The 22,609-nt window shown below is 71.9% G+C and carries 23 protein-coding genes; 16 read left to right on the top strand and 7 right to left on the bottom strand.

Annotation, left to right across the window (positions count from 1 at the left end; translation table 11 throughout):
• Positions 1 to 16: 16 nt before the first annotated feature.
• Positions 17 to 424, top strand: coding sequence for a MarR family winged helix-turn-helix transcriptional regulator (locus OG595_RS39585; protein ID WP_329280776.1), 408 nt, complete (start codon positions 17 to 19; stop codon positions 422 to 424).
• 79 nt (positions 425 to 503) lie between these two features.
• On the opposite strand, the gene OG595_RS39580 is transcribed toward OG595_RS39585, so the two are convergent.
• On the bottom strand, positions 504 to 1,352 hold the full coding sequence (locus OG595_RS39580) for a LysR family transcriptional regulator (protein ID WP_329280774.1): 849 nt from the start codon (positions 1,350 to 1,352) through the stop codon (positions 504 to 506).
• Positions 1,353 to 1,727: 375 nt separating this feature from the next.
• On the opposite strand from OG595_RS39580, the gene OG595_RS39575 reads away from it, so the two are divergent.
• From OG595_RS39575 to OG595_RS39535, 9 genes are read left to right on the top strand one after another with little or no spacing between them, the layout of a single operon-like run.
• A complete protein-coding gene (locus tag OG595_RS39575; RefSeq protein WP_329280772.1) occupies positions 1,728 to 2,450 on the top strand; it encodes an alpha/beta hydrolase in 723 nt (240 codons plus the stop codon).
• On the top strand, positions 2,447 to 3,298 hold the full coding sequence (locus OG595_RS39570) for a sulfurtransferase (protein ID WP_329280770.1): 852 nt from the start codon (positions 2,447 to 2,449) through the stop codon (positions 3,296 to 3,298). Before OG595_RS39575 ends, OG595_RS39570 begins: the two co-directional genes overlap by 4 nt.
• 55 nt (positions 3,299 to 3,353) lie before the next feature.
• Positions 3,354 to 4,247 (top strand): ABC transporter permease, encoded by an 894-nt coding sequence (locus OG595_RS39565; protein ID WP_329280768.1) that lies wholly within the window; start codon positions 3,354 to 3,356, stop codon positions 4,245 to 4,247.
• Between the two features lie 5 nt (positions 4,248 to 4,252).
• Positions 4,253 to 4,972: an ABC transporter ATP-binding protein gene (locus OG595_RS39560; RefSeq protein ID WP_329280766.1), complete on the top strand. Its 720-nt coding sequence runs from the start codon at positions 4,253 to 4,255 to the stop codon at positions 4,970 to 4,972.
• Positions 4,969 to 5,940, top strand: a complete 972-nt coding sequence (locus OG595_RS39555) for an ABC transporter substrate-binding protein (protein WP_329280764.1) — start codon at positions 4,969 to 4,971, stop codon at positions 5,938 to 5,940. Before OG595_RS39560 ends, OG595_RS39555 begins: the two co-directional genes overlap by 4 nt.
• A 23-nt stretch (positions 5,941 to 5,963) precedes the next feature.
• The gene (locus OG595_RS39550) at positions 5,964 to 7,070 is read left to right on the top strand and encodes an LLM class flavin-dependent oxidoreductase (RefSeq protein WP_329280762.1); all 1,107 of its coding nucleotides are present in this window, start codon (positions 5,964 to 5,966) and stop codon (positions 7,068 to 7,070) included.
• Positions 7,071 to 7,126: 56 nt separating this feature from the next.
• Positions 7,127 to 8,143 (top strand): PhnD/SsuA/transferrin family substrate-binding protein, encoded by a 1,017-nt coding sequence (locus tag OG595_RS39545; protein WP_443073294.1) that lies wholly within the window; start codon positions 7,127 to 7,129, stop codon positions 8,141 to 8,143.
• Positions 8,140 to 9,285 carry an acyl-CoA dehydrogenase family protein gene (locus tag OG595_RS39540; protein ID WP_329280761.1) on the top strand — a complete coding sequence of 382 codons (1,146 nt, stop codon included), beginning with the start codon at positions 8,140 to 8,142 and terminating at the stop codon, positions 9,283 to 9,285. Before OG595_RS39545 ends, OG595_RS39540 begins: the two co-directional genes overlap by 4 nt.
• The gene (locus tag OG595_RS39535) at positions 9,282 to 10,658 is read left to right on the top strand and encodes an FAD-binding oxidoreductase (RefSeq protein WP_329280759.1); all 1,377 of its coding nucleotides are present in this window, start codon (positions 9,282 to 9,284) and stop codon (positions 10,656 to 10,658) included. Before OG595_RS39540 ends, OG595_RS39535 begins: the two co-directional genes overlap by 4 nt.
• A gap of 12 nt (positions 10,659 to 10,670) precedes the next feature.
• On the opposite strand, the gene OG595_RS39530 is transcribed toward OG595_RS39535, so the two are convergent.
• Entirely contained in the window at positions 10,671 to 11,081 is a 411-nt protein-coding gene (locus tag OG595_RS39530; RefSeq protein ID WP_329280757.1) for an SseB family protein, read from the bottom strand.
• A gap of 287 nt (positions 11,082 to 11,368) precedes the next feature.
• Between OG595_RS39530 and OG595_RS39525 the strand changes: the two genes are divergently transcribed.
• Positions 11,369 to 12,634 carry an alpha-L-fucosidase gene (locus OG595_RS39525; protein WP_329280756.1) on the top strand — a complete coding sequence of 422 codons (1,266 nt, stop codon included), beginning with the start codon at positions 11,369 to 11,371 and terminating at the stop codon, positions 12,632 to 12,634.
• A 99-nt stretch (positions 12,635 to 12,733) separates the two neighbouring features.
• Here OG595_RS39525 and OG595_RS39520 read toward each other — a convergent pair whose 3' ends face one another.
• Both OG595_RS39520 and lnt read right to left on the bottom strand, forming a co-directional pair.
• The gene (locus tag OG595_RS39520; protein ID WP_329280754.1) at positions 12,734 to 13,228 is read right to left on the bottom strand and encodes an NUDIX hydrolase; all 495 of its coding nucleotides are present in this window, start codon (positions 13,226 to 13,228) and stop codon (positions 12,734 to 12,736) included.
• A gap of 66 nt (positions 13,229 to 13,294) precedes the next feature.
• Positions 13,295 to 14,905 carry an apolipoprotein N-acyltransferase gene (lnt, locus tag OG595_RS39515; protein WP_329280752.1) on the bottom strand — a complete coding sequence of 537 codons (1,611 nt, stop codon included), beginning with the start codon at positions 14,903 to 14,905 and terminating at the stop codon, positions 13,295 to 13,297.
• A gap of 222 nt (positions 14,906 to 15,127) precedes the next feature.
• Here lnt and OG595_RS39510 point away from each other — a divergent pair, with 222 nt between their 5' ends.
• On the top strand, positions 15,128 to 16,201 hold the full coding sequence (locus OG595_RS39510) for an O-antigen ligase family protein (RefSeq protein WP_329280751.1): 1,074 nt from the start codon (positions 15,128 to 15,130) through the stop codon (positions 16,199 to 16,201).
• Positions 16,202 to 16,225: 24 nt separating this feature from the next.
• On the opposite strand, the gene OG595_RS39505 is transcribed toward OG595_RS39510, so the two are convergent.
• Together OG595_RS39505 and OG595_RS39500 are read right to left on the bottom strand one after the other, a co-directional pair.
• Positions 16,226 to 16,768, bottom strand: coding sequence for a hypothetical protein (locus OG595_RS39505; protein WP_329280750.1), 543 nt, complete (start codon positions 16,766 to 16,768; stop codon positions 16,226 to 16,228).
• An 84-nt stretch (positions 16,769 to 16,852) separates the two neighbouring features.
• Positions 16,853 to 17,638 (bottom strand): glutamate racemase, encoded by a 786-nt coding sequence (locus OG595_RS39500; RefSeq protein WP_329280748.1) that lies wholly within the window; start codon positions 17,636 to 17,638, stop codon positions 16,853 to 16,855.
• Positions 17,639 to 17,708: 70 nt separating this feature from the next.
• Between OG595_RS39500 and OG595_RS39495 the strand changes: the two genes are divergently transcribed.
• On the top strand, positions 17,709 to 18,875 hold the full coding sequence (locus tag OG595_RS39495; RefSeq protein WP_329283544.1) for a glycosyltransferase: 1,167 nt from the start codon (positions 17,709 to 17,711) through the stop codon (positions 18,873 to 18,875).
• A gap of 10 nt (positions 18,876 to 18,885) precedes the next feature.
• On the opposite strand, the gene OG595_RS39490 is transcribed toward OG595_RS39495, so the two are convergent.
• Complete coding sequence (locus OG595_RS39490) at positions 18,886 to 20,169, bottom strand: TerD family protein (RefSeq protein WP_329280747.1); 1,284 nt, start codon at positions 20,167 to 20,169, stop codon at positions 18,886 to 18,888.
• Positions 20,170 to 20,425: 256 nt separating this feature from the next.
• On the opposite strand from OG595_RS39490, the gene OG595_RS39485 reads away from it, so the two are divergent.
• The 3 genes from OG595_RS39485 (at position 20,426) to OG595_RS39475 (ending at position 22,542) form a co-directional block, all read left to right on the top strand.
• On the top strand, positions 20,426 to 20,857 hold the full coding sequence (locus OG595_RS39485) for a DUF6643 family protein (RefSeq protein ID WP_329280746.1): 432 nt from the start codon (positions 20,426 to 20,428) through the stop codon (positions 20,855 to 20,857).
• 41 nt (positions 20,858 to 20,898) lie between these two features.
• Positions 20,899 to 21,723 carry an MOSC domain-containing protein gene (locus OG595_RS39480; RefSeq protein ID WP_329280744.1) on the top strand — a complete coding sequence of 275 codons (825 nt, stop codon included), beginning with the start codon at positions 20,899 to 20,901 and terminating at the stop codon, positions 21,721 to 21,723.
• 213 nt (positions 21,724 to 21,936) lie between these two features.
• A complete protein-coding gene (locus OG595_RS39475; RefSeq protein ID WP_329280742.1) occupies positions 21,937 to 22,542 on the top strand; it encodes an Rv1733c family protein in 606 nt (201 codons plus the stop codon).
• The last annotated feature ends 67 nt before the right edge of the window (positions 22,543 to 22,609 follow it).

The following is a 22,609-nucleotide window of genomic DNA, read 5'->3' as shown; positions in this document are numbered from 1 at the left end:
CATTAACATGGAGTGCATGGCAACGAACAGGGCCGGTGCGGGGCTGGCGGACCAGTGGCGGGACATCCTGGCGGCGCACGCCCGCACGATGTGCGAGATCGACCGTGTGCTGCATCCGCACGGCCTGGGCGCCAGTGACTTCGAGGTACTCGACGTCCTCGTCTCCGGGGCAGCCGCCGTGACGGACACCTCCGACTCTGGCGAGCAGTGCAGGGTGCAGGACATCGCCGGGCGGGTCCACCTCAGCCAGAGCGCGCTGTCGCGGCTCATCGGGCGGCTGGAGAAGGAGGGTCTGGTGGAGCGCAGCATGTGTGTGGAGGACCGGCGGGGGGTTCGGGTCGCTCTGACGGCCCGGGGGCGTGAGCTGCACGAAGAGGTTTTGCCGCTCCAACGTGCCGCTCTGGCGCGGACGTTGGGGACCTGAGCTGCTACGTAGTTCGTCTGCTGCGCGTCCGTGGGGGCTGGTCGCGCCGTTCCCCGCGCCCCTGTCGGGGCGCTTCCGCTCAGGTCAGTAGTCGTCTCACCGCCGCGAATGCCGCCTCCACCGTGGCCGGGTCCGCACCCGGGCGGGCCAGGGCGCTCATCGGGATCGGCGGGACCGGGGGCAGGCCCTTGTACGGGGTGAGGCCATCGGGGGCGGGGCCCACCGTAGCCAGGAGGGCCACGCCCCGGCCGGTGCGGGCGAGGTCGAGCACGCCCGCCAGATAACCCGCGTCGCCGACGACCGACGCCACGACGCCCTGCTCGGCGAGGGTCGCGATGGCCCGGCGACGGATGGCGCACGGGTCCTCGATCGCGACCAGCGGGACGGGGGCCGGGGCGGCCGGGGGCGCCCAGCCGGGCGGAGCGTGCCAGGTCAGCGGCAGACCGCCGACCGGCGTGCCCTCCGTCGCGGCTGCCTCCGTGACGTACACCGCGACATCCACACTGCCACGTTCCACCGCCTCCACCAGCCGCGCCGACCGGTCGATGCGGAACCGCACCCGGCAGCCGGGGCGCACCGCCTCGACGGCCGCGGTGAGCAGGGGCAGGAACTGGTCGGCGGCGTGCTCGGTGGAGCCGAGGGTGATGGTGTCGCCGTCGACGTCGAGCAGGGTGCGTACGGCCTCGTCGTGGACGGCGAGGACACGGCGGGCCTGTTCGAGGAGCAGCCGCCCCTCCGGGGTGAACCGCGTGCCCCGGCCCTCACGCTCGACGACGGGCCGCCCCAGGGTCTTCTCCAGCCGGCGCACGTGCTGGCTGACCGCGGACTGGCTGAGGGCGAGCGCCTGGGCCGCGCGATGGAAGCCGCCGTGGTCGGCGATCGCGGTCAGGCTGCGCAACGCCACGATGTCGAGCACAGGTTGGGGCATACGGTGACGGTAGCCCGCACCGGCCACCGATCACCATTCCCGATCGATCACGGATTCCGATCGATTTCGATGCGGAATCGTCGTTGGACGTGGCGCACCGGTGCCGGTCATGATGAGCGCATGGCGTATCCGACCGCATTTGCTGCCCTTCTCACGCAGCGCCGAGTCATCGACTTCGGCGTGGCGTGCAGCGCGCGCTGTCGTTGATCCCACGCCGCCTCCCGGCGTTTCCCTACGGCCTCCGCTGATCGGCTTCCCGCTGCTCGCGTATCGGTAGGCCGTCCTCCCGGTCCGCGCCCCGTCCTTCCCCCCTCTCCTCCCCTTCCCTCTCTCCGCACGCCCTTCTGCCTGCTCTGAAACGGGAGTTGCCCCCTCATGTCCTCTTCCACGCCCTCCTCCGCCCCGGCCTCCTGGGACGAACCCGAAGGTCTGGCCGCGCGCGGCACACTGATCGTGCTGCCGGGCCGCGGCGAACACGGCGGTGTGTACGAACGGTTCGGCCGCCGTCTGGCCTTCGACGCCTACCGTGTACGGGCGTTGGGCGACGCGTCCGCCGATCCGGCCGTGCTCGACGAAGCGGCCAAGCTTCTCGCCGACGAGTCACTGCCGGGCCCGAAGATCCTGGTCGGTTCGGACACGGGTGCCCGGTACGCCGTCCGGCTCGCCGCCGAGCATCCGGCGGGCGTCGACGCGCTGATCCTCGCCGGCCTGCCCATCGGCTCCTGGAAGTCGGGGAGTTGGGAGGAGGAACTGACGGCACGCACCGCCTGCCCGACCCACCAGGGGCGCCTCGCCGGGGACGCCGCCTTCCGGCGCGGGGCGATCGACGCGGCCGTCGACCTGCTGGGGCCACCGCTCGACCGGGTTCAGGTGCCGGTACTCGCCCTGCACGGCAAGGACGACCGGGTCAGCCCGCTCGACCGGGCTCTGGGCGCATACGCGGGACACACGAACGTCCGTACCGTGACCTTCGTCGGCGGCCGGCACGACGTGCTCAACGACGCGCTGCACCGCACCGTTGCCGCCACGGTCGTCCTCTTCCTCGAACGGTTGCGCCTCTCCCCCGAGCTGCCCGCGATCGCCGAGGAGTCGGCATGAGCAGCACGCGTGTGACAACCACTGTCGCCGAACTGCGCGAGGCCCTCGCCGCCGAGCAGTCGCCCCTGGTCCTCGACGTCCGCTGGTCGCTCGGCGACCCGTACGGCCGCGACCACTACGCGGACGCGCACATCCCGGGCGCGGTGTACGTCGACCTGGACACCGAGCTGGCCGCGCCGCCGAGCCCGGACGGCGGGCGCCATCCGCTTCCGGAGATAGGCGACTTGCAAGTGGCGGCCCGCAGCTGGGGGCTCCGGCAGGGGCAACCGGTCGTGGTCTACGACGACTTGGGCAACACCGCCGCCGCCCGGGCCTGGTGGCTGCTCCGGTACGCCGGGGTCGCCGACGTGACTCTGCTGGACGGCGCGTTGGGTGCCTGGCGGGCGGCGGAACTTCCCCTGGAATCCGGCATCCCGGCCGATCCGCAACCCGGCGACATCGTTCTGCGCGCGGGCGGACTGCCGCTCACCGATACCGACGGCGCCGCCGAACTGGCCCGCGAAGGACTCCTGTTGGACGCCCGCGCCGGTGAACGGTACCGGGGTGAGGTGGAGCCGGTCGACCCACGCGCGGGGCACATCCCGGGCGCGGTCTCCGCACCCACCGGGGAGAACCTCGCGACCGACGGGACCTTCCTGTCGCCCGAGCTGCTGCGCGAACGGTTCGAGGTCCTCGGTGCGGATGCGACGTCGCGCATCGGCGTGTACTGCGGTTCCGGTGTCACCGCCGCCCACCAGATCGCCGCACTCGCCCTCGCCGGTTTCGACGCGACCCTCTTCGCCGGTTCCTGGTCCGCCTGGTCCGCCGATCCCACCCGCCCGGCCGCGACCGGCCCCGAGCCCGCCTGACCCCGGGGCCCACGGCTGTCCCCCGGGCCCCGAGCCCCGCGAGAGGAACCCCGACATGACGACCAAACCGCTCGACGCGGTGCCCCTGGCCCCGTCGCCGCCCCCCGACACTCCCCCGGGCACTCCCCCGGCCCCCGCACCCCGGGTCACGATCCGCGGAACCGCCCGCGCGACCCGCCGCCTCCAGGTTCCCCGTTCGGTGCGCCGGGCCGCCGGACCCGTGGGCCTCGTACTCCTCTGGTTCCTGACCTCGGCCACCGGCGTGCTGCCCGAGTCGGTGCTCGCCTCCCCCGTGGACGTCCTGAAACAGGCCGTCGACCTGACGAAGAACGGTGAACTGCCCGGCGCCGTCGCCGCGTCGGGCCGCCGCGCCGCCATCGGGTTCCTCATCGGGGCGAGCGTCGCACTCGTGCTCTCTCTCCTCGCCGGGCTGTTCCGGCTCGGCGAGGACGTCATCGACTCCTCGATGGGCATGTTCCGGGCCATCCCCTGGGTGGGCCTGATCCCCCTGTTCATCGTGTGGTTCGGCATCGAGGAGACCCCGAAGATCGCGCTGGTCGCTCTCGGCGTCACCTATCCGCTGTACTTCAACATCTACGGCGGGATCAGGTCCACCGACGCCCAACTCGTCGAAGCCGCACGGATGATGGGGCTCGGCCGGCTCGGACTGATCAAGTACGTCATCCTGCCGAGCGCACTGCCCGGAGCACTCGTGGGGCTCCGGTACGCGCTCTCCACCGCCTGGCTCGCGCTCGTCTTCGCCGAGCAGATCAACGCGGACGCGGGGCTCGGCTATCTCATGAGCAACGCCCAGCAGTACTTCCGTACCGACATCATCGTGCTCTGCCTCGCCGTGTACGCACTGCTCGGCCTCGCCTGCGACTTCGCCGTACGAGTCCTGTCGCGCCGCCTGCTGACCTGGCGGGCCAACTTCGAGGGCGAGGCATGATCCCCATGGCCAACAGCGTGGAGATACGCGGGCTTTCGCGGGCCTTCGACGGCAACACCGTGCTGCACGAGCTGGATCTCGACATCAGGGAGGGCGAGTTCGTGGCCCTGCTCGGGCACAGCGGCTGCGGCAAGTCGACGCTGCTGCGCATTCTCGCCGGGCTCGACGACGAGATCGGGGGCGAGGTGACCGTGCCCGCGCGGCGCAGCGCGGCCTTCCAGTCGCCCCGGCTGCTGCCCTGGCTGAAGGTATGGCGCAACGTCGTCCTCGGCCTGCCCGGACGGCCGGACCGGGCGCTCGCCGCGAAGGCACTGGACGAGGTCGGGATCGCCGACCGCGCGACCGTCTGGCCCAAGACCCTGTCCGGCGGTCAGGCCCAGCGGGTCTCACTGGCCCGCGCCCTGGTCCGCGAGCCCGAACTCCTGCTTCTCGACGAGCCGTTCGGCGCACTCGACGCCCTGACCCGGGGCAAGGTGCAGCAACTGGTCGGCGAGCTGTGGCAGCGGCACGGCTGCGCGATCCTCCTGGTCACCCATGACGTGGAGGAGGCGCTGCTGCTCGCCGACCGCGTCCTGGTGATGGACGAGGGCCGTATCGCCCACGACCTCACCGTCGGCCTGCCCCGCCCGCGCGATCTCACCTCACCCGAGTTCGTCACCCTCCGCGCCCGCCTCCTCGGCTGGCTCGGCGTCACCGCACACACCCTCGAAGGGACCCCCTCGTGATACGCAGACTCGCCACCGCCGCGCTGAGCGTCACCGCCCTGCTGGCGCTGACCGCCTGCGGCGCGGACTCCTCGGCGGACGCCGCCGGGAGCGGCTCCGAAGTGACCCTCACCGTCGGCGACCAGGCCAAGACCCTCCAGACCATCGTCGCCGCCTCCGGGGCCCTCAAGGGCGCCGAGTACAACGTGAAGTGGGCCGAGTTCGAGGGCGCGGCCCCCCTCTACCAGGCCGTCCAGGCGGGCGCCGCCGACACCGGATTCTCCGCCGACCTGCCGGCGCTCCAGGCCCTCAGCGGCGGGGTGAAGATCAAGAACATCGCCGCCCTGAAGAACGACGGCACGCATGTCGGGATCGTGGTCCGCAAGGGCTCCGGCATCGACAGCGTCAAGGACCTCAAGGGCCAGAAGGTCGTGGTGTCCTCCGCCAAGGGCAGCATCTCGGAGTACCTGCTGGCCAACGTCCTCAAGCAGAACGGCCTGGACTACAAGGACGTCAAGGTGCAGTACCTGCTGCCCACCGACGCGCAGGCCGCCTTCTCCTCCGGCAGGATCAAGGTCTGGGCGATCTTCGGCGTCTACCAGGCCGTCGCCCTGGAACAGGGCGGCAAGCTGCTGGTCGACGGCGCGGACGGCCGGGTCAGTGGCTACGGCTTCGTCAACGCCTCCGACAAGGCCCTCGCCGACTCCTCGAAGAAGGCCGCGCTGTCCGACTTCCTGAAGCGCCTCGGTACAGCCCTGAAGTGGACCAGCACGCACAAGGACGCCTACGCCAAGGCCATCCAGGAGCGCAACGGCGCCGACGCCTCGGTGGCGAAGACGCTGGCCTCGGCGGCGTACGGCCAGGTCCTGCCGATCACCGACGACGTCAACAAGACGGTCCAGGACGTGGCCGACCTCATGAACAGCATCGGCGTCCTGGACCCGAGCGTCGACGTCGCGAAGTCGGCGGACGCGTCCCTTCTCAAGTAACCCTCACGACAAGGAAGTTCTCCATGCCTGTCGAGTTCATCAGCGCCGTCCACACCGACACCGGATCCAACGGCCCCGCCTCCAGCAGCCGCACCGGCGGCTTCGACCCCGACTTCGTCCGCAAGTACGCCCGTACCCTCGACGACGGCGGCTTCGACCACACCCTGGTCGCCTACCACTCGGCTTCCCCGGACGCCCTCCAACTCGCCCAGTTCGTCGCCAACAACACCGAGCGGATCCGCCCGATCCTGGCCCACCGACCGGGCGTGATCTTCCCGACCCACGCGGCCCGCGCGCTCGCCACCCTGGACCGGATCAGCAAGGGCCGCCTGTCGCTGCACATCATCTCCGGGGGCAGCGACGAGGAGCAGCACCGGGAGGGCGACTACCTCAACAAGTCGGAGCGCTACGAGCGTTCGGACGAGTACATCCAGATCCTGCGGAAGGTGTGGCAGGCCGACGGGCCCGTCTCGCACGAGGGCAAGTACTTCAGGTTCGAGGGTTACCACTCGGACGTGAAGCCGGTGAACGGCCTGGTGCCGATCTCCGTCGGCGGCTCCTCCCAGGACGCCTACCGGGTCGGCGGTCAGCAGGGTGACATCTTCGGGCTGTGGGGCGAGCCGTTGAAGGAGACGGCCGAGCAGATCGCCGCCGTCAACGCGGTCGCCGAGGCCGCCGGGCGCCCCCACCCCCGTATCTGGGTGTCGTTCCGTCCGATCATCGCGCCCACCGACGAACTGGCCTGGGAGAAGGCCCACCGCACGCTCGGCGTCCTCAAGGACCAGGCGTCGAACACCGAACTGCTGCGCCACTACCGGACCGACGGCCGTCCCGCGAACGTCGGTTCGCAGCGGCTGCTGGACATCGCCGAGCGGGGCGAGGTCCACGACCGGTGCCTGTGGACCGCACCGGCCGTCGCCACCAACGCGGCCGGTGCCTCGACCGCCCTGGTCGGCTCACCGGAGACAGTCGCCAAGGCGCTCCTGGACTACGTCGACATCGGCTGCGACCTGCTGTCGATCCGCGGCTACGACCCACTCAACGACGCCATCGACTACGCCCGTTACGTCCTTCCGTTGGTCCGCCAGGAACTCGCCCACCGCGCGGCCACGACCGCCCGGGCCGCCTGACCACGTCAACTCCCCTCCCACCACATCCTGTCTGCGAACACCCTTATGGAGACTCCGTGTTGCGCCGCTCACGCTCACTGCGCACGTCCGCCGCCGTCCTGCTGCTCGCCCTCACAGCGGCCTGCGGGAGCCAGGCCCAGGCCGAATCGCCGTCAGACCGCTCCGCCGTCACCCTGAAGGTCGGCGCGACCGGCTGGAAGGTCGAGGAGGCGGTCCTGAAGTTCGCCCACCTCGACGACACCCCGTACAAGGTCAAGTGGAACGTCTTCCAGGGCGGTGACCTCCAGCTCCAGGCGATCCGCGCCGGCGCCCTCGACGTCGCCTCCTCCAGCGAGATCCCGCCGATCTTCGCCGCCGCCGACGGCAAGCCGAACTTCAAGGTCGTCGCCGTGCAGCGCGGCTCCACGCTCAACCAGGAGGTCGTCGTCCCCAAGGGCTCGAAGGTGACCGGCATCGCCGCGCTGAAGGGCAAGAAGGTGGGCTACGTCCAGAACACCACCGCCCACTACTTCCTCTACCAGCTGCTGAGGCAGGCGGGCCTGAAGTGGTCCGACATCGATGCCAAGCCGCTGCTGCCCAACGACGGACTGGCCGCCCTGAACGGCGGCGGCATAGACGCCTTCGCCTCCTACGGCACGTCGATCATCACCGCCCACCAGCAGGGCGCCACCACGGTCGGCTCGGGCAAGGACATCCTGTCGGGCAACTTCCTCTGGACAGCCCGCGACAGCGTGCTGAAGAACCCCGCCCAGCAGGCGGCGACAGCCGATCTGATCGCCCGGATCACCCAGGCGTACGCGTACGTGCGGGACGGCCGCGAGGCCGAGTTCGCCGAGGTGGTGTCCCAGAACACCCACCAGCCCGTCGCCCAGGCGAAGAAGGACCTGGTCGACGCGCAGACCCAACGCCCGACGCAGGCCCGCACGGTCGGCGACGACACCATCGCCTCGCAGCAGAAGGTGGCGGACGTCTTCACCGAACTCGGCGCGCTCAAGGAGCACTTGGACGTGAAGTCGTTCTGGTCCACCGAGCTCGACGCCGAGCTCTCCGCCGACCTGAAGAAGACGCTGTGACCGCCCGCATCGCCGAACTGGCCGCCGGCTACGACCGGTCGGGCGCGTTCCCCGCCGAGTCCCTCAGAGCCGCCCACGAGGCCGGCCTGCTCACCGCCACCATCGGCGAGCGGTACGGCGGCCGGGGCGCCGGCGTCGAGGAGACCGCACGCATCCTGCACACCCTCGGCCAGGGCGACCCGTCCGTCGCCCTGATCGCCGCGATGACCCTCACCACCCACGGCCGGCAGTCGGTCCGGCCGCACTGGCCCGAGGAGCTGTACGCGCGGGTCGTCAAGGAGTCGTTCGTACGGCCTGTGCTCATCAACCACGCCCGCGTGGAACCCGAGCTGGGCTCCCCCGCACGAGGCGGACTGCCCGCCACCCGGGCTCGCCGCACCGGGGACGGCTGGTCGGTCAGCGGGACCAAGCGGTTCGTCACCGGCGCCGAGGGCCTCGACTGGTTCCTGGTGTGGGCGACCACCGACGAGCCGGAGCCGCGTGTGGGCACCTTCCTGGTGGCCGGCGACTCCCCCGGCATCGAAGTCACTGGCCACTGGGACCAGTTGGGGCTACGGGCGAGCGGCAGCCACGACGTGACGTTCCGGGACGTCGAGGTGGCGTACGAGCACGTCATCGGGCTGGCACCGTACGGTCCGGCCGCCGAGCAGGACAACCGGACGGGCGCCTCCCTTCATCTGCCGCTCGCCGCCCTGTACTTGGGCGTCGCGCGGGCCGCGCAGTCGTACTTCCACACGTTCGCGCAGACCCGGGTGCCCGCCAACCTAGGGCACCCGGTAGCCCGTACGGAACGGTTCCGGCGGACGGCCGGGGAGATCGAGGTGCTGCTCGCGGGGGCCGAGCAGCTCGTCTTCGGTGGTGCCGCCCGGGTGGACGCCGCCGACCCCTCCTACACCCCCGAACAAGCGCTGGGCGCGCGGGTGTTGGCGGACCGTCACGGCGTCCGGGCGGTCGGGCTGGCCGTGCGACTGCTCGGCAATCCCGGGCTGGCCCGGGACAACCCCCTGGAACGGCACTTCCGTGACATCCAGTGCGCGCCGGTGCACGCGCCGCAGGAGGACATCTCCCTTCTCGCCATCGGCACGAAGGCCCTGGAAACGAAAGCGTCAAAGACCCCCGCCCCGGAGAGGCAGGACCGGTGAGCGCCCCCACCACGACCGCGTCCGCTCAGCTCCTCGGCCTACTGGCCCGCGATCTGCCACCCGACCGGCTGGGCACCGACCCGGTGACGCTGGCCGCATACGCCACCGACCGTTCCGGAACACGGGCGTACGGCGGACCGCTCGCCGTCGTGCACGCGCTGCGGACGGAGGACGTGACCGTCACGCTCCGGCACGCGCACGCCCTGCGCGTGCCGGTGGTGCCGCGCGGCGCGGGCACCGGACTGTCGGGCGGTGCGACGGCCGGCGACGGCACCCTCGTCCTCGATCTGTCCGGCATGAACCGGGTCCTCGAACTGTCGGTGGACGATCAGCTCGCCGTCGTCGAACCCGGCGTCGTCACAGCCGAGTTGGACCGGGCCGCGGGCGCGCACGGCCTGCGGTACGCGCCCGATCCGGCGAGCGCCGCCCTGTCGACCATCGGCGGGAACATCGCCACCAACGCGGGCGGGCTGCGCTGCGCCAAGTACGGCGTGACACGGGACAGCGTGCTCGGTCTGGAGGCGGTGCTCGCGGACGGCACGGTGGTGCGCACCGGCCGCCGTACCGTCAAGGGCGTCACCGGGTACGACCTGACCGCACTGCTCACCGGCTCGGAGGGCACCCTCGCTGTCATCACCTCGGCGACGCTGCGGCTGCGCCCGCTGCCCGTGGCCACCGCCACCCTCGCCGCCTACTTCCCGACCTTCGAGGAGGCCGCCGAGGCCTCGCACGCGATCGGCAGGGCCGGGGTCGTACCGGCGCTGGCCGAGCTGGTCGACGGGCCGGTGCTGCACGCCGTCGACCCGGCACTGCGGGAACGGGGTGCGGCGCTGCTGCTGGTGCAGTGCGACGGGGCGGGGGCCGGCGCGGAGGCGGCGGCGGTCGCCGAGGTCCTCGCCGGGACGGGAGCGACGTCGGTCGAGCGGACCGAGGACCCGGCCGAGGCCGAGGCCCTGCTCGCCGCCCGCCGGGGCGCACTGCCCGCGCTGGAACGGCTGGGCCGTCCGCTGATCGAGGACATCGCGGTACCCCGCTCCCGGCTCGCGGAGGCGGCCCGGGAGATCCGCGACATCTCGCGGCGCCACGACGTCCCGGTGTTCACCATCGCGCACGCGGCGGACGGGAACCTGCACCCGATCATCGTCGTCGACCCGGCCCTTGACGGGCTGCCGGACGCGGCCTGGGAAGCGGCCGGCGAGATCTTCGCCCTGGCGCTGCGGCTCGGGGGGACACTGACCGGAGAGCACGGCGTGGGGGTGCTGAAGCGGCAGTGGGTCGCCGACGAACTGGGGCCCGCCGCCCATGCGCTGCAGCGGCGCATCAAGGACGCGTTCGATCCGCGGGGCATCCTCAATCCCGGCAAGTCCCTGTAGCCGGGCGGGGGTTCAGTACTGGAACGACCGGGCCAGCAGGGTGCGTACGCCCTCGGAGGTGACCGTCATCCCGTGCGGGGAGGCGGCGTCGATGGTGAGCGAGAGGTCGCCGGTGGGCCACTGGTCGGCGAGCGCGCCCAGCGGGATCAGCCGGTAGCGGGAGACGGACGGCAGCAGTTCGGCCAGTTCGGGCTCCGAGGTGAACACGGGCACGGCCTCCCGCCCGTCCGCCTCCTCCAGGACGGGCAGCGCCACGGTCGAGGGATTTCCGGCATCGACGTCACTGACGTCGTCCGGTACGGGGACAAGGACGTCGCTCATCGCGAGGACGTCCAGCGCGGCCGGGTCCTGGGAGTTGTCGGCCAGGGCGTCGAGCGCCCGTCGGGCCGGTGTGGCGGTGTGATCGTGTGCGGGCGTCTCCATGGTGGGTCCTCTGGTCGCGGCGGTGATGCGGGCCGCCCGGGACACGGTCGGCCCCGGGCACAGTGTGCGTCGCCTACCCGACCGGGTCACGGGCATGCGTGGCCCGGACGGGGATGTCCGGCCCTCGCTGCCTCCGGGTGCGGAAGGCCCGGCCCTCGCATGCAGTTCCTCCACGCCTGGAAGTAGGTGAAGGGATCGCACAACGACCGGCAGCGATGGTGAAAACGGACCAGTAGTGGTGACCCGCGCCCACGCGCGCGCCGACCGCCCCTGCCTAGCGTGGGCGTATGCCGATGCAACCCTGGTTCTCCGATGCCAAGCTGGGCATCTTCATCCACTACGGCATCTACGCCGTGGACGGCTGGGCCGAGTCGTGGTCCTTCTACACGGGCGAGGTCACGCACGAGGAGTACATGAAACAGCTCGACCGTTTCACCGCTTCGCGCTACGACCCGCAGGCCTGGGCGGAGCTGTTCGCCCGGGTCGGCGCCCAGTACGCCGTCCTCACCACCAAGCACCACGACGGCGTGGCCCTGTGGGACACCGACCACCGCAGTCTGGACGTGGTCCGGGACACCCCGGCCGGCCGCGACCTGGTCACCGGCTTCGTCGACGCCCTGCGCGAGCGGAACCTGAAGGTCGGCCTCTACTACTCGCACTCCGACTGGAACCACCCCGACTACGCGAGCGAGCGCCACCCCGGCCCGCACATCGTCGAGCCCAACGACTACTCCCACGCCCGCCCCGGCGAGGAGGACCCGGAGGCCTGGGCACGCTATCTCGCCTACCGCGACGGCCAGGTGGGGGAGCTGGTCGAACGTTTCCACCCTGACATCCTCTGGTTCGACGGCGAATGGGAGCGCACCGAGGAACAGTGGCGGATGCGGGAGCTGTCCGAGCTGATCCTCGCGGGCAACCCGGACACCATCCTCAACGCCCGCATGCTCAGCTACGGCGACTACGCCACCCCCGAGCAGGGCGTTCCGCTGACCGCACCGGACGGCCCGTGGGAGCTGTGCCTGACGATCAACGACTCGTGGAGCTACCGGGCCAAGGACCGCGACTTCAAGTCGGTCAGCCAGCTGGTGCGCTACTTCACGGAGACGATCGGCATGGGCGGCAACCTGCTGCTCGGGGCCGGCCCGGTGGAGGACGGCACGATCCCCGAGGAGCAGGTGGAGCGCCTGGAGGGCCTCGGCTCCTGGGTCACCAAGCACGCCGACGCCGTGTACGGCACGGTCGCCGGCCTGCCCGCCGGGCACCACTACGGCCCGAGCACGCTCTCCGCCGACCGCCGCACCCTTTACCTGATCTGCTTCGACGCGCCCCGCGAGGCCGTGTCGGTCCGGGGCCTGCGCAACGCCGTACGGCGCGTCTCGGTCGTCGGCACGGGCACCGAACTGGGCCACCACGTGACCGGGGGCCTGGACAAGGTTCCGGGCGTGACCTGGATCGACGCTCCGGGGGCGGCCGACCTCGACGAGTACGCGACCGTCCTGGCCGTGGAACTCGACGGTGAGCTGGATCTCTACCGGGGCACCGGCCGCGACTGACCCGCGAACGCTTCCCGGCCGACCTGCTGCCGGGCCCGGAACCCACGATCGGCCCGCCGGAACATCCGGCGGGCCGATCACCGTGCCGCGGCGGTCACGTCAGGCGAAACTCGCGAAGCCCGTGGTGTCGAACCAGGTGGGCGCCCCGGCGTCGGACATCGCCTGCTTGATCCGGAACAGCGCGAACTCGTTCAGTTCGGGCAGCGCGTCCACCGCGAACCAGCCGACGTCCAGGGACTCGTCGTCGTTGACCCGCGCCTCCCCGCCGACGGCCCGGCAGCGGAAGGTGATGTCCATGTACTGGCAGACGTCCCCGTTCTCGTACGTCACCGGGTCCAGGGCCTGGACGAGCACGACCCGTTCGGGCACGCACCGGACGGCCGTCTCCTCGTAGACCTCCCGCACCGCGCACGCCGCCGGCTGCTCGCCCGGGTCCGGGATGCCGCCGACCACCGACCACTTGCGGGTGTCGGTGCGCCTGCCCAGGAGCACCCTGTCCTCGTCGTCGAAGACGAGGGCGGTGACACCGGGGAGCCAGAGCAACTGGCGGCCGGCGGAGGCACGGAGAGCGCTGATGAAGTCAGGAGTAGCCATGCCCCGACCCTAACCGGGCCGCCCGGTCACTCCTGTTGATCACGGGGGCGTGCGACCGGCGTACGACTACACGCCACGGGCGCGCCGCCCGCGCACACCTGCGCCGATCGCCCAGCCGAGGCCGCCGGCGGCGACCAGGACGAGGAGCATCTCGGGCAGGATGCCGAGCTTGGTTGCGGGCGTCTCGGAGGAGCGCAGCGGCACCTTCTGGACGAGGGAGTCGGCGACGAACATCCCTGTCTTCTGGGTGATCCTCCCGTCGGGCATGATGATCGCGCTCACACCGCTGGTCACCGGGACCGTGACGGTCCGGCTGTGCTCGACGGCGCGGATACGGGACATCGCGAGCTGCTGGTAGGTCATCTCGCTGCGGTCGAAGGTGGCGTTGTTGCTCGGCACGGAGATCATCTGGGCGCCGTGGGTGACGGTGTCGCGCACGGCCCAGTCGAAGGCGGCCTCGTAGCAGGTGGCCAGGCCGACCTTGGCGCCGTCCATGGTGAACACACCCGGCTTCGTGCCCCGGCTGAAGTCCTGGTGGACCATGGTGGTCCAGTTCTTGTTGATGTGTTCGAGCATCGAGCGCAGCGGAAGGTACTCGCCGAAGGGCTGCACCTGCCGCTTGTCGTACGTGTCGGTCGGGCCCTTCGCCGGGTCCCACAGGATCTGCTCGTTGTAGAGCTTGCCGTCCCGTTCCACGACGCCGCCGACCGAGATGGGGGCGCCGATCGCCTTGGCCGCGTTCTCGATGACCGCGGCGGCGTCGGGGTTGGCGAAGGGGTCGATGTCGGAGGAGTTCTCCGGCCACAGCACGAAGTCGGGCTGGGCGGTTTTCCCCGCCTTGACCTGGGCGGCCAGCCGCAGGGTCTCTCGTGCGTGGTAGTCGAGCACGGCCCGCCGCTGGGCGTTGAAGTCGAGGCCCGCGCGGGGCACGTTGCCCTGGATGACGGCGACGGTCGCGGTGCCGGCCTCGGCCTTGTCGCTCACCAGTGTCCGCGCGGCCAGGGCGCCCACCACGGGGACGGCCACACTCAGCGCGGCGACGGCCGCGGCGACGCGCGGTACGGCACCGGTACGGCGCCACTCGATCACCTGGCGGACGACCTCGTACAGGCCGAATCCGCACAGAACGACCGCGAAACCGAGGACGGGGGTCCCACCCAGCGCGGCGAGCGGCAGGAAGACGCCGTCCGCCTGGCCGAAGGCGATCTTGCCCCAGGGGAAGCCCCGGAACGGCACCCGCGCGCGTGCCGCCTCGCCGGCGATCCACACGGCCGCCGCCCACAGCGGCCATCCGGGCAGCCTCGACACGGCGGCGACGCCCGCGCCGACCAACGCGACGAAGACGGCCTCGATGACGACCAGTGCCAGCCAGGGACCGGGACCGACCTCCACACCCGTCCACACCAGCAGCGGCAGCAGGAAACCGAGGCCGAACAGATAGCCGAGACCGAGCCCCGCCTTCCAGGACCGGCCGCGCAGCACCCAGCCGAAGATCCCGAAGGCCGGCAGGGCGAGCCACCACAGGGTGCGCGGCGGGAAGCTGATGTACAGCAGCACTCCGGCGAGCGCGGCGGTGGCGGCGGGCCAGAGTCGCAGCAGCCGCGCGCGGCGCGAAGCGGGCGCGAGCTGCGGTTCGAGCTGGTCCGGCTCGTCTATGGAAGGAGCGGTGGCAGTCACTCCGGGAGTGTACGGCGCCTGCCCAGGGCGCCGACAGCACGGTCCGGACCGTGGCCGCGGGCCCGCTCCGCCCGCTCGCCTGCATCGTTTCTGCGCGACTCGTCCACAAATGACACATCAGCCGTTACCGTGTGCCGGAGCCTCTGACGTGCGCACCGGTGACGGCCCCGCGCGGTCGGGGCCCGTCACGGGGCGGGGGGCGACGGGTTGGGGTCCACGGGTATGACGACGGCTGCCGGCGCATCGCCGGACGGTGAGAGACGAAACGTTTCCGACGCGGCGGGCGTCGTCGCGCTGGGTGCGTGTGCCACCTGGTCGCTGATCACGGCGGCCACCCATGACGGCCGTCCCGAGGGCGTGCTCCTCGCGGTGCTCGCGGTGGCCGCCGGTTACGCGGCGGGACGGATCTGCGGGGCGCTGCTGCCGGTCGCCGCCCCCTGTACGGCGGCGCTGGCAGGGCTCGGACTCGCGGTCGCCGCACCGCACACGCTGCCGGGGCCTCAGACCGCCACCCCGCCCGGGCATCTCGGGGCCGTGGCCGCGCTGCTGGTCCTGGCGACCGGCGCCGCCTGCTGTGCCGCCTGGGCGGCCCGCCCGCCCCTGCTGCGGCTGGCCCTGCGCAGCCTGGCCGTGGTGCTCACGGCGGCGTCCGCGGTTCTCGGCCCGCTCGCCGGATCCGCCCTCTGTGCCGCTGTCCTGCTCTGCTCACTCGCCGCCGGTCACATGCCGCGCCGGGGCATGGGCCTCGCGGGGCTGGCGCTGACGACGGTCCTGGTGACCGGGACGGCGTGGGCGGTCGCCGAGGACGTGCTGCCCGACGGGCTCGCCGACTCGCTGGAGGGTCAGGTGAGCGGTCACCGGGTCGACCTGTGGCACGACGCCCTGCTGCTGGTCCACCGGAACCCCGCGACGGGGGTGGGGCCGGGCAGGTTCGCGGAACTCGGCCCGACGGCTTCCCAGTCGCTGCCGGCCGAGGCCAGACCGCACTCCGCGCCCTTCCAGCAGGCGGCCGAGCAGGGCGTGGTCGGCGTGGCCCTGCTGGCGGCGGTCTTCTGCTGGGTGCTGTACGCCCTGTGGCGCAGTCCGCGCCCCACCTCGGTCGTCCTGACCGGGGGCGCGGCCCTGACGGCGCTGGCCGCCCTCGCCACGGTCGGCAACGTACTGAGCTTCACCACGGTGACCGTGGGCGCGGGTCTTCTCGCGGGCCTGGCGACGGCCCGCCCGTTCGTCTACGACACACCGGACACGGTGCCGACACGGGCGTGGGAGCAGCGGGAACAGCGGGAACACCACTGAGCCGCCCGGAGGGCGGCCGGCATGTCAGTGCGCGGCCCCCGCCGCACCCGACCGCAGCCGGTCCCTGATGACACGTACGGCCGCCTCCGCGTTGTCCACCGTGATCGTGAACGTATGCCCGTCACCGAGGCGCAGCACCACTCCCTCGCCCCGGCGTACGACGACCGCGGTGCCCTGGTGGGGCCGCCAGCGGTAGCCCCAGCCGCCCCACTGGCGCGGGGTGACCCTGGCCACGAACTCGGCGCCGACGATCTGGGAGAGCGGGATACGGCGGCGCGGCACACCGATGTGGCCACAGCGCACTTCGAGGGAGTCCTTGTCGACCTTCACGGCGACATGCACGAACGCGAGGGTGCCGAAGAGGACGAGCAGTCCGGCCGCGATGCAGCCCACGACGGACATGGCGAGCGGTGCGACGCCGGACGTCCACGCCGAGTCAACCGCCAGTTCGATGCCGAGCGCCATGAAGGCGCAGCCACCGAGCGCCAGCAGCCACTGGGCGCGGTTGGTGGCCCGGCCGGTCCAGATCTCGGTCGGCACGACTTCGTCGCGGGGGAGGTCCCTCATGCTTATGAGACTACTCAGGTTCCGCTGTGCGGGCACCGGCTTGCGGAGGGTGACTGCTCCGCCTGGCCGCCGGATGCCCCTCGGTCAGCGGACGGGCGTGGCCGCCTGCAGCAGCCGGCCTTCCTCGTAGGCCAGCGCGGCGGCGGGCAGCGGGCCCTCCGTACCGTTCAGCAGGGCGGTGAGCCTGCCGTCCGCCTGCGCCTCACGGGCGGGGTGTGCCCCGAGCCTGCGGAGCGTCTGGGCGGCCACCGCGCCGGCGGAACCGTGCAGGACGAGCGGCGGGTGGCCGGGCCGCTGGACGGCCGCCCGGATGCGTTCGGCGACGAGTTCGTAATGGGTGCAGCCCAGGACGACGGTCGTTACTTCGTCGGGGGTGAGCGCAGCCGCGGCGCCGATGGCGGCGTCGATGGCCGACTCGTCCGCGTGTTCGACGGCCTCTGCCAGTCCCCAGCAGGGCACCTCGGTGACCGCGACACCCTCGGCGAAGTCCCGGATGAGCCCGAGCTGGTAGGGGCTGCCGGTGGTGGCGGGCGTGGCCCAGATCGCGAAGGGCCCGCCTCCCGAGGCGGCGGGTTTGATCGCCGGAACCGTGCCGATGACGGGAAGCTCCGGTTCGAATCGGGCGCGCAGAGCGGTCAGGGCGTGCACGGTCGCGGTGTTGCAGCCGACGATCAGGGCGTCGGGCCGCCGGGCCGCGGCGGCCTCGGCGACGGCCAGGGCGCGCTCGGTGAGATCCTGCGTGGTGCGCGGGCCCCAGGGCATGCCCGCGGGATCCAGGGAGAGCACGAGTTCCGCGTCGGGCCGCAGCCGCCGTACCGCCGCGGCCGCCGGCAGAAGTCCGATTCCGGAGTCCATCAGCGCGATCTTCACCCGGTCACTATAAACGGCGTGCCCCTACGGACCGCCGGGGTGGGGCAGACTGCGGCGGGTGAGCGCCGTTGTGTGGATCGCCGTCGGATCACTCGCCGCATGGCTGTGGCTGCTGCTGTGCCAGGGCTTCTTCTGGCGCACGGACGTCGGACTGCCGTCCTACGACCGGGAGCCGGAGTCCTGGCCGTCCGTCTGTGTCGTCGTCCCGGCACGCGACGAGGCCGCCGTACTGCCCGCGAGCCTGCCTTCGCTGCTCGCCCAGGACTATCCGGGGCGGGCCGAGGTCTTCCTTGTCGACGACGGCAGTTCGGACGGCACCGGGGAACTGGCCCGGGAACTGGCGCGGCGCCACGGCGGGCTGCCGCTCACCGTGGACTCGCCCGGAGAACCGCCCGCGGGCTGGACGGGCAAGCTGTGGGCCGTACGCCATGGCATCGACTCGGCACGCGCGCGTGGACCCGAGTTCCTGCTGCTGACCGACGCGGACATCGCCCACGCGCCGGACAGCCTGCGGGAGTTGGTGGCGGCGGCGAAGAGTGGCGGCTTCGACGCCGTGTCGCTGATGGCCAGGCTACGGGTGGAGAGCACCTGGGAGCGGCTCGTCGTGCCGGCTTTCGTGTACTTCTTCGCGCAGCTCTACCCCTTCCGCCGGATCGGCAGGAAGGGAACCCGGACGGCCGCCGCCGCCGGCGGGTGCGTGCTGCTGCGTACGGAGGCTGCCGAGCGGGCCCGGATCCCGGACGCCATCCGGCACGCGGTCATCGACGACGTGGCACTCGCGCGGGCCGTCAAGGGCGGCGGGGGCCACATCTGGCTGGGGCTCGCCGAACGGGTGGACAGCGTGCGGCCCTACCCCCGTCTGCACGACCTGTGGCGGATGGTCTCGCGCAGCGCGTACGCGCAGTTGCGCCACAGCCCGCCGCTCCTTCTCGGCACGGTGCTCGGCCTCGCGCTGGTGTACCTGGTGCCCCCGATCGCCCTGGTCGCCGGGCTCGCCACCGGGACGACGCCCGCGGCGGTGTGCGGCGGCCTCGCGTGGCTCGTGATGGCGGGGACGTACGCCCCGATGCTGCGCTACTACGGGCAGCCTCTGTGGCTCGCTCCCCTGCTGCCCTTCACCGCGTTCCTGTACCTCCTGATGACGGTCGACTCGGCGGTGCAGCACTACCGGGGGCGTGGCGCCGCCTGGAAGGGACGGACGTACGCGCGTCCGGAACCCGCCGCGGACGAGAGCTGATCCGGATGTGTCACTTGCGGCCGGGGGTCCAGTTCATGCCCCAGCCGTAGACGCGGTCGACGGTCCGCTGCGGGCTCACCCCTCGGTCGGGGACGAGATAGCGGGCCTCGCGCTGGACGATCAGATCGCCGCCGTTGTTGGTGATCAGGGCGAGCGCGCACACCGTGGAGGGCACCGTGCACTCGTCGAGCGAGAAGTCGACCGCCGCCCCGTTCGCCGGGGTCAGGGTGACCGTGGCGTGCAGGTCGGCGAAGGAGCGCGCGCCCGCGTAGATGGTCACGAAGATGAGGATGCGCCGGAAGGCCTGCTTGTGGTCCAGGTTGACGGTGAGGTTCTCGCCGCTCGACACGGCGCCGGTGCGGTCGTCGCCGTCGAGGTGGATGTACGGCGGCTGGTGCAGTGCCCCGAAGGCGTTGCCGAGGGCCTGTACGACGCCCTTGCTGCCGTCGGAGAGTTCGAAGAGGGCACACAGGTCGAGGTCGAGGTCGGAGTGCTGGGCGACCGCGCGGCCCAGCTTGCTGCCCCACCCCGAGAACTGCTTGTGGACCTGCCAGTTGAGGTTGACGCGCAACGCGCCCGAGGTGCCGCCCTGCTTGGTGAGCGAGACGGAAGGGGCCTCCTTGGTGAGCGTCACCTTGGTCAGGCGTACCGGCGCCGCGGGAGGGGCGGGCGGGGTCACGGGTCGTGGAGGCGGCGGGGGCATGGTCAGCGGAGGGGCGACGGGCGGAGCGGCCAGCGGGGCGGGCGGCGTGTGCTGGGGCTCGTCCACGGTGATGCCGAAGTCCGTGGCCAGGCCCGCCAGCCCGCTGCTGTAGCCCTGCCCGACCGCGCGGAACTTCCAGGCACCCTGGCGACGGTAGAACTCGCCGAGCACGAACGCGGTCTCGACGCCGGCGCCCGCGTTGTCGAAGCGGACCACCACCGTGTCCTGTGCCGCGTCACGGACCTCGATGTACAGGTCGGGCACCTGCCCGAACGTTCCTCCGTCCGCGGAGGCGGCGAGGACCACGGTCTCGACGGCGGGCTCCACGCGCGCGAGGTCGACGAGAAGGGTGTCCGTCACCCGGCCTCCGACGTCCCGCTTGCCCTCGTGCCGGACCGCTCCGGAGGAGTGCACGGGCTGGTTGTAGAAGACGAAGTCGCTGTCGGAACGGACCTTTCCGGCCACCAGCAGCAACGCGGAGGCGTCCGCGTCGGGCACGCCCGGCCCGGACCGCCAGCCCAGTTCGACCCGGAGTGCCGCCGTGGGCACCGGAGCATTCGATCCCTTAGCCATGGACATGACCGCCCCCATCTCTGCTGGACTCGCGACCGAACCTATTCTCCCGGGCCTGTGAACTCCTGTTGAACTGCCCTGCCGAACACAGGAAGAACGCGGGGCGACCCGTCGGTAACCCAGCCGGAACCTGGCCTTTACCTGATCTCAGCATGACCCGCTGCCCCTTTTTGGCGAGTTCGGTCGCATTGGGGATCCCACGTCGCTGCCGACACGGAAAACAACCCTCTTATCGGTCTCCCCAACCAGCTCATGTGGGTTTAACTTATGTCCCATGACCTCCCCCCGCTCCACCTACGGCGGCGGCTACTACTCCGCCTTCCCGGACACTCCGATCTACGACTCGCTCGTCGCCGAGCGGGGGGCCCCGCAGATCGCTCCGATCCGGGTCCCAGCCGCGTACGACACGGGCAACAACCTGCCCGCGCTGCCGTCGGCGCTTCCCGCGCTGCCGGCCGGCCCGTCCCAGCAGGTCCCCTCCTACGGCTACCAGCAGGCGCAGCAGCCCTCGCCGCTGCAACAGGCGCCTGGGGCGTACATCCCGCAGCAGGCACCGCCGCGCGGATACCCCGGCGGCCAGCCGATGCAGCAGCAGCGTCCGGCGGCGGCCACCGGCTACGAGGCGATGCGGCCCGCCGCTCCCCGGCCCGCCCAGCCGCAGTACCAGGACCCGTACAGCAACCAGCAGCAGTACCGCGGGTACTGATCTCACCCCGGAGCGTCCGTGCCTGCTGGCACGATGGTGGTATGGGGAATGCGGAGCTGCACTCGATTCACATTCATCCGGTCAAGGCGTTCCGGGGCCAGGCGCCCCGGCAGGCCGTGGTGGAGCCCTGGGGGCTGGCCGGAGACCGCCGCTGGGTTCTGATTGACGCCGGGGGAAAGGTCGTCACTCAACGCCAGCAGCCGCGCCTGGCACAGGCGGCGGCCGAACTGCTGCCGGGTGGCGGAATTCGCTTGTCCGCGCCCGGCCGCGCGCCCCTGACCGTGCCCGTCCCGGAGGTGACGGGCACGGCGACGGTGGACATCTTCGGCACCAAGGTGCAGGCGGTGCTCGCGGGCGACGCCGCGCACGACTGGTGCGGCGGGTATCTGGGCGAGGACGTGCGCCTGCTGCACATGGACGACCCGGGCACGCGCCGCGCGGTCGACCCGGAGTTCGCACTGCCCGGCGAGACCGTGAGCTTCGCCGACGGCTTTCCGCTGCTGCTCACCACGCTGGCGTCGCTCGATGCCCTCAACTCCCTGATCGCGCAAGGCGATCAGCCGCAGGAGGGCCCGCTGCCCATGAACCGTTTCCGGCCCAACGTGGTGGTGTCGGGGACAGCCGCCTGGGCCGAGGACGGCTGGTCCCGGATCGCCATCGGCGACGTCTCCTTCCGGGTCGCCAAGATGTGCGGACGGTGCGTGGTGACCACCACCGACCAGGACACCTCCGTACGCGGGCGGGAACCGCTGCGCACACTCGGTCGCCATCGCCGCTTCGGCAACCAGCTGGTCTTCGGCCAGAACCTGGTGCCCGAAACTCCCGGCACGATCAGCGTCGGCGATCCGTTCAAGATCCTGGAATAGGCGGGCGGGATCTTCGGGCCTTGTCCGCGGACGTGCTCCTCCGATTGATCCCGGGGGCGGGAACACCGGAACGGGGCCCGGCCGTTGGCTTTGTGAGAAGTCCATGAGACGGCCGGTGAGAACCGGTGAGGGGTGATTTCGCTCTCTCTTCGGCCGGCATCGTGCGTGAACTGCTCAGGCCGGGGTTATCACGGAGCGGAAGGGGGTGCGGCTGTGCGGGCGATCGGCGGACTCTGGCGCTGGCGGCACAATCCCCTGCGCCGTACGACCGACCTCGCGGAAGCCTGGGTGGCGCTCGCGGCCCTGCTGCTGATCCTGCTGGTGGCGCCCCTCATCGGCGCCCTCGTCGGCGGCGCCGCCCAGGACGCGCTGCAACAGGCCGTACGGGACCAGCGCGAGGCCCGCCATCTCGTGACGGCCACCGTGGTCAAGAAGCTGGCCCGTTCCCCGTTGGAGCCCGACCCCGAGGCGGCCTCCCCTCGCGAGGCGAGGAGCCGCGTGGAAGCCGACTGGACGGGGCCGGACGGAACGGAGCAGCACGGCAAGGTCGTGGCGGCCCTCAAGTCCCCGCATCCCGGGGACCACTTCACGCTGTGGACGGACGGACAGGGGCGAATAGCCGCCCGGCCCCTGGACACCGCCACCGCGACGACGCACGCGGTCCTTGCCGGGTTCGGTGCGGCCGTCCTGTCGGCCGGGTTCGTCGAGGGCGGCCGGCGCCTGATCCTCTGGCGCATGGTCCGTCGCCGGTACGCGCGCTGGGACCAGGCCTGGGACCGGGCCGGACCCGACTGGGGCCGGACCGGCACCGGCAGTTGACCGCCTTCCCGCTCTGGTCAACCCACCGTGCCCGCGCACGCTACGGTGGACCGGCCGACATCGTTCG

The organism is Streptomyces sp. NBC_01451 (assembly GCF_036227485.1).
Taxonomy (GTDB): domain Bacteria; phylum Actinomycetota; class Actinomycetes; order Streptomycetales; family Streptomycetaceae; genus Streptomyces.
This window is presented reverse-complemented; position numbering and strand designations above follow the sequence as displayed.

Coding starts and splice junctions, on each gene's coding strand:
- OG595_RS39585 (WP_329280776.1), top strand. CDS start 17: ATGGCAACGAACAGGGCCGGTGCGGGGCTGGCGGACCAGTGGCGGGAC.
- OG595_RS39580 (WP_329280774.1), bottom strand. CDS start 1,352: ATGCCCCAACCTGTGCTCGACATCGTGGCGTTGCGCAGCCTGACCGCG.
- OG595_RS39575 (WP_329280772.1), top strand. CDS start 1,728: ATGTCCTCTTCCACGCCCTCCTCCGCCCCGGCCTCCTGGGACGAACCC.
- OG595_RS39570 (WP_329280770.1), top strand. CDS start 2,447: ATGAGCAGCACGCGTGTGACAACCACTGTCGCCGAACTGCGCGAGGCC.
- OG595_RS39565 (WP_329280768.1), top strand. CDS start 3,354: ATGACGACCAAACCGCTCGACGCGGTGCCCCTGGCCCCGTCGCCGCCC.
- OG595_RS39560 (WP_329280766.1), top strand. CDS start 4,253: ATGGCCAACAGCGTGGAGATACGCGGGCTTTCGCGGGCCTTCGACGGC.
- OG595_RS39550 (WP_329280762.1), top strand. CDS start 5,964: ATGCCTGTCGAGTTCATCAGCGCCGTCCACACCGACACCGGATCCAAC.
- OG595_RS39530 (WP_329280757.1), bottom strand. CDS start 11,081: ATGGAGACGCCCGCACACGATCACACCGCCACACCGGCCCGACGGGCG.
- OG595_RS39525 (WP_329280756.1), top strand. CDS start 11,369: ATGCCGATGCAACCCTGGTTCTCCGATGCCAAGCTGGGCATCTTCATC.
- OG595_RS39520 (WP_329280754.1), bottom strand. CDS start 13,228: ATGGCTACTCCTGACTTCATCAGCGCTCTCCGTGCCTCCGCCGGCCGC.
- OG595_RS39510 (WP_329280751.1), top strand. CDS start 15,128: ATGACGACGGCTGCCGGCGCATCGCCGGACGGTGAGAGACGAAACGTT.
- OG595_RS39505 (WP_329280750.1), bottom strand. CDS start 16,768: ATGAGGGACCTCCCCCGCGACGAAGTCGTGCCGACCGAGATCTGGACC.
- OG595_RS39490 (WP_329280747.1), bottom strand. CDS start 20,169: ATGGGGGCGGTCATGTCCATGGCTAAGGGATCGAATGCTCCGGTGCCC.
- OG595_RS39485 (WP_329280746.1), top strand. CDS start 20,426: ATGACCTCCCCCCGCTCCACCTACGGCGGCGGCTACTACTCCGCCTTC.
- OG595_RS39480 (WP_329280744.1), top strand. CDS start 20,899: ATGGGGAATGCGGAGCTGCACTCGATTCACATTCATCCGGTCAAGGCG.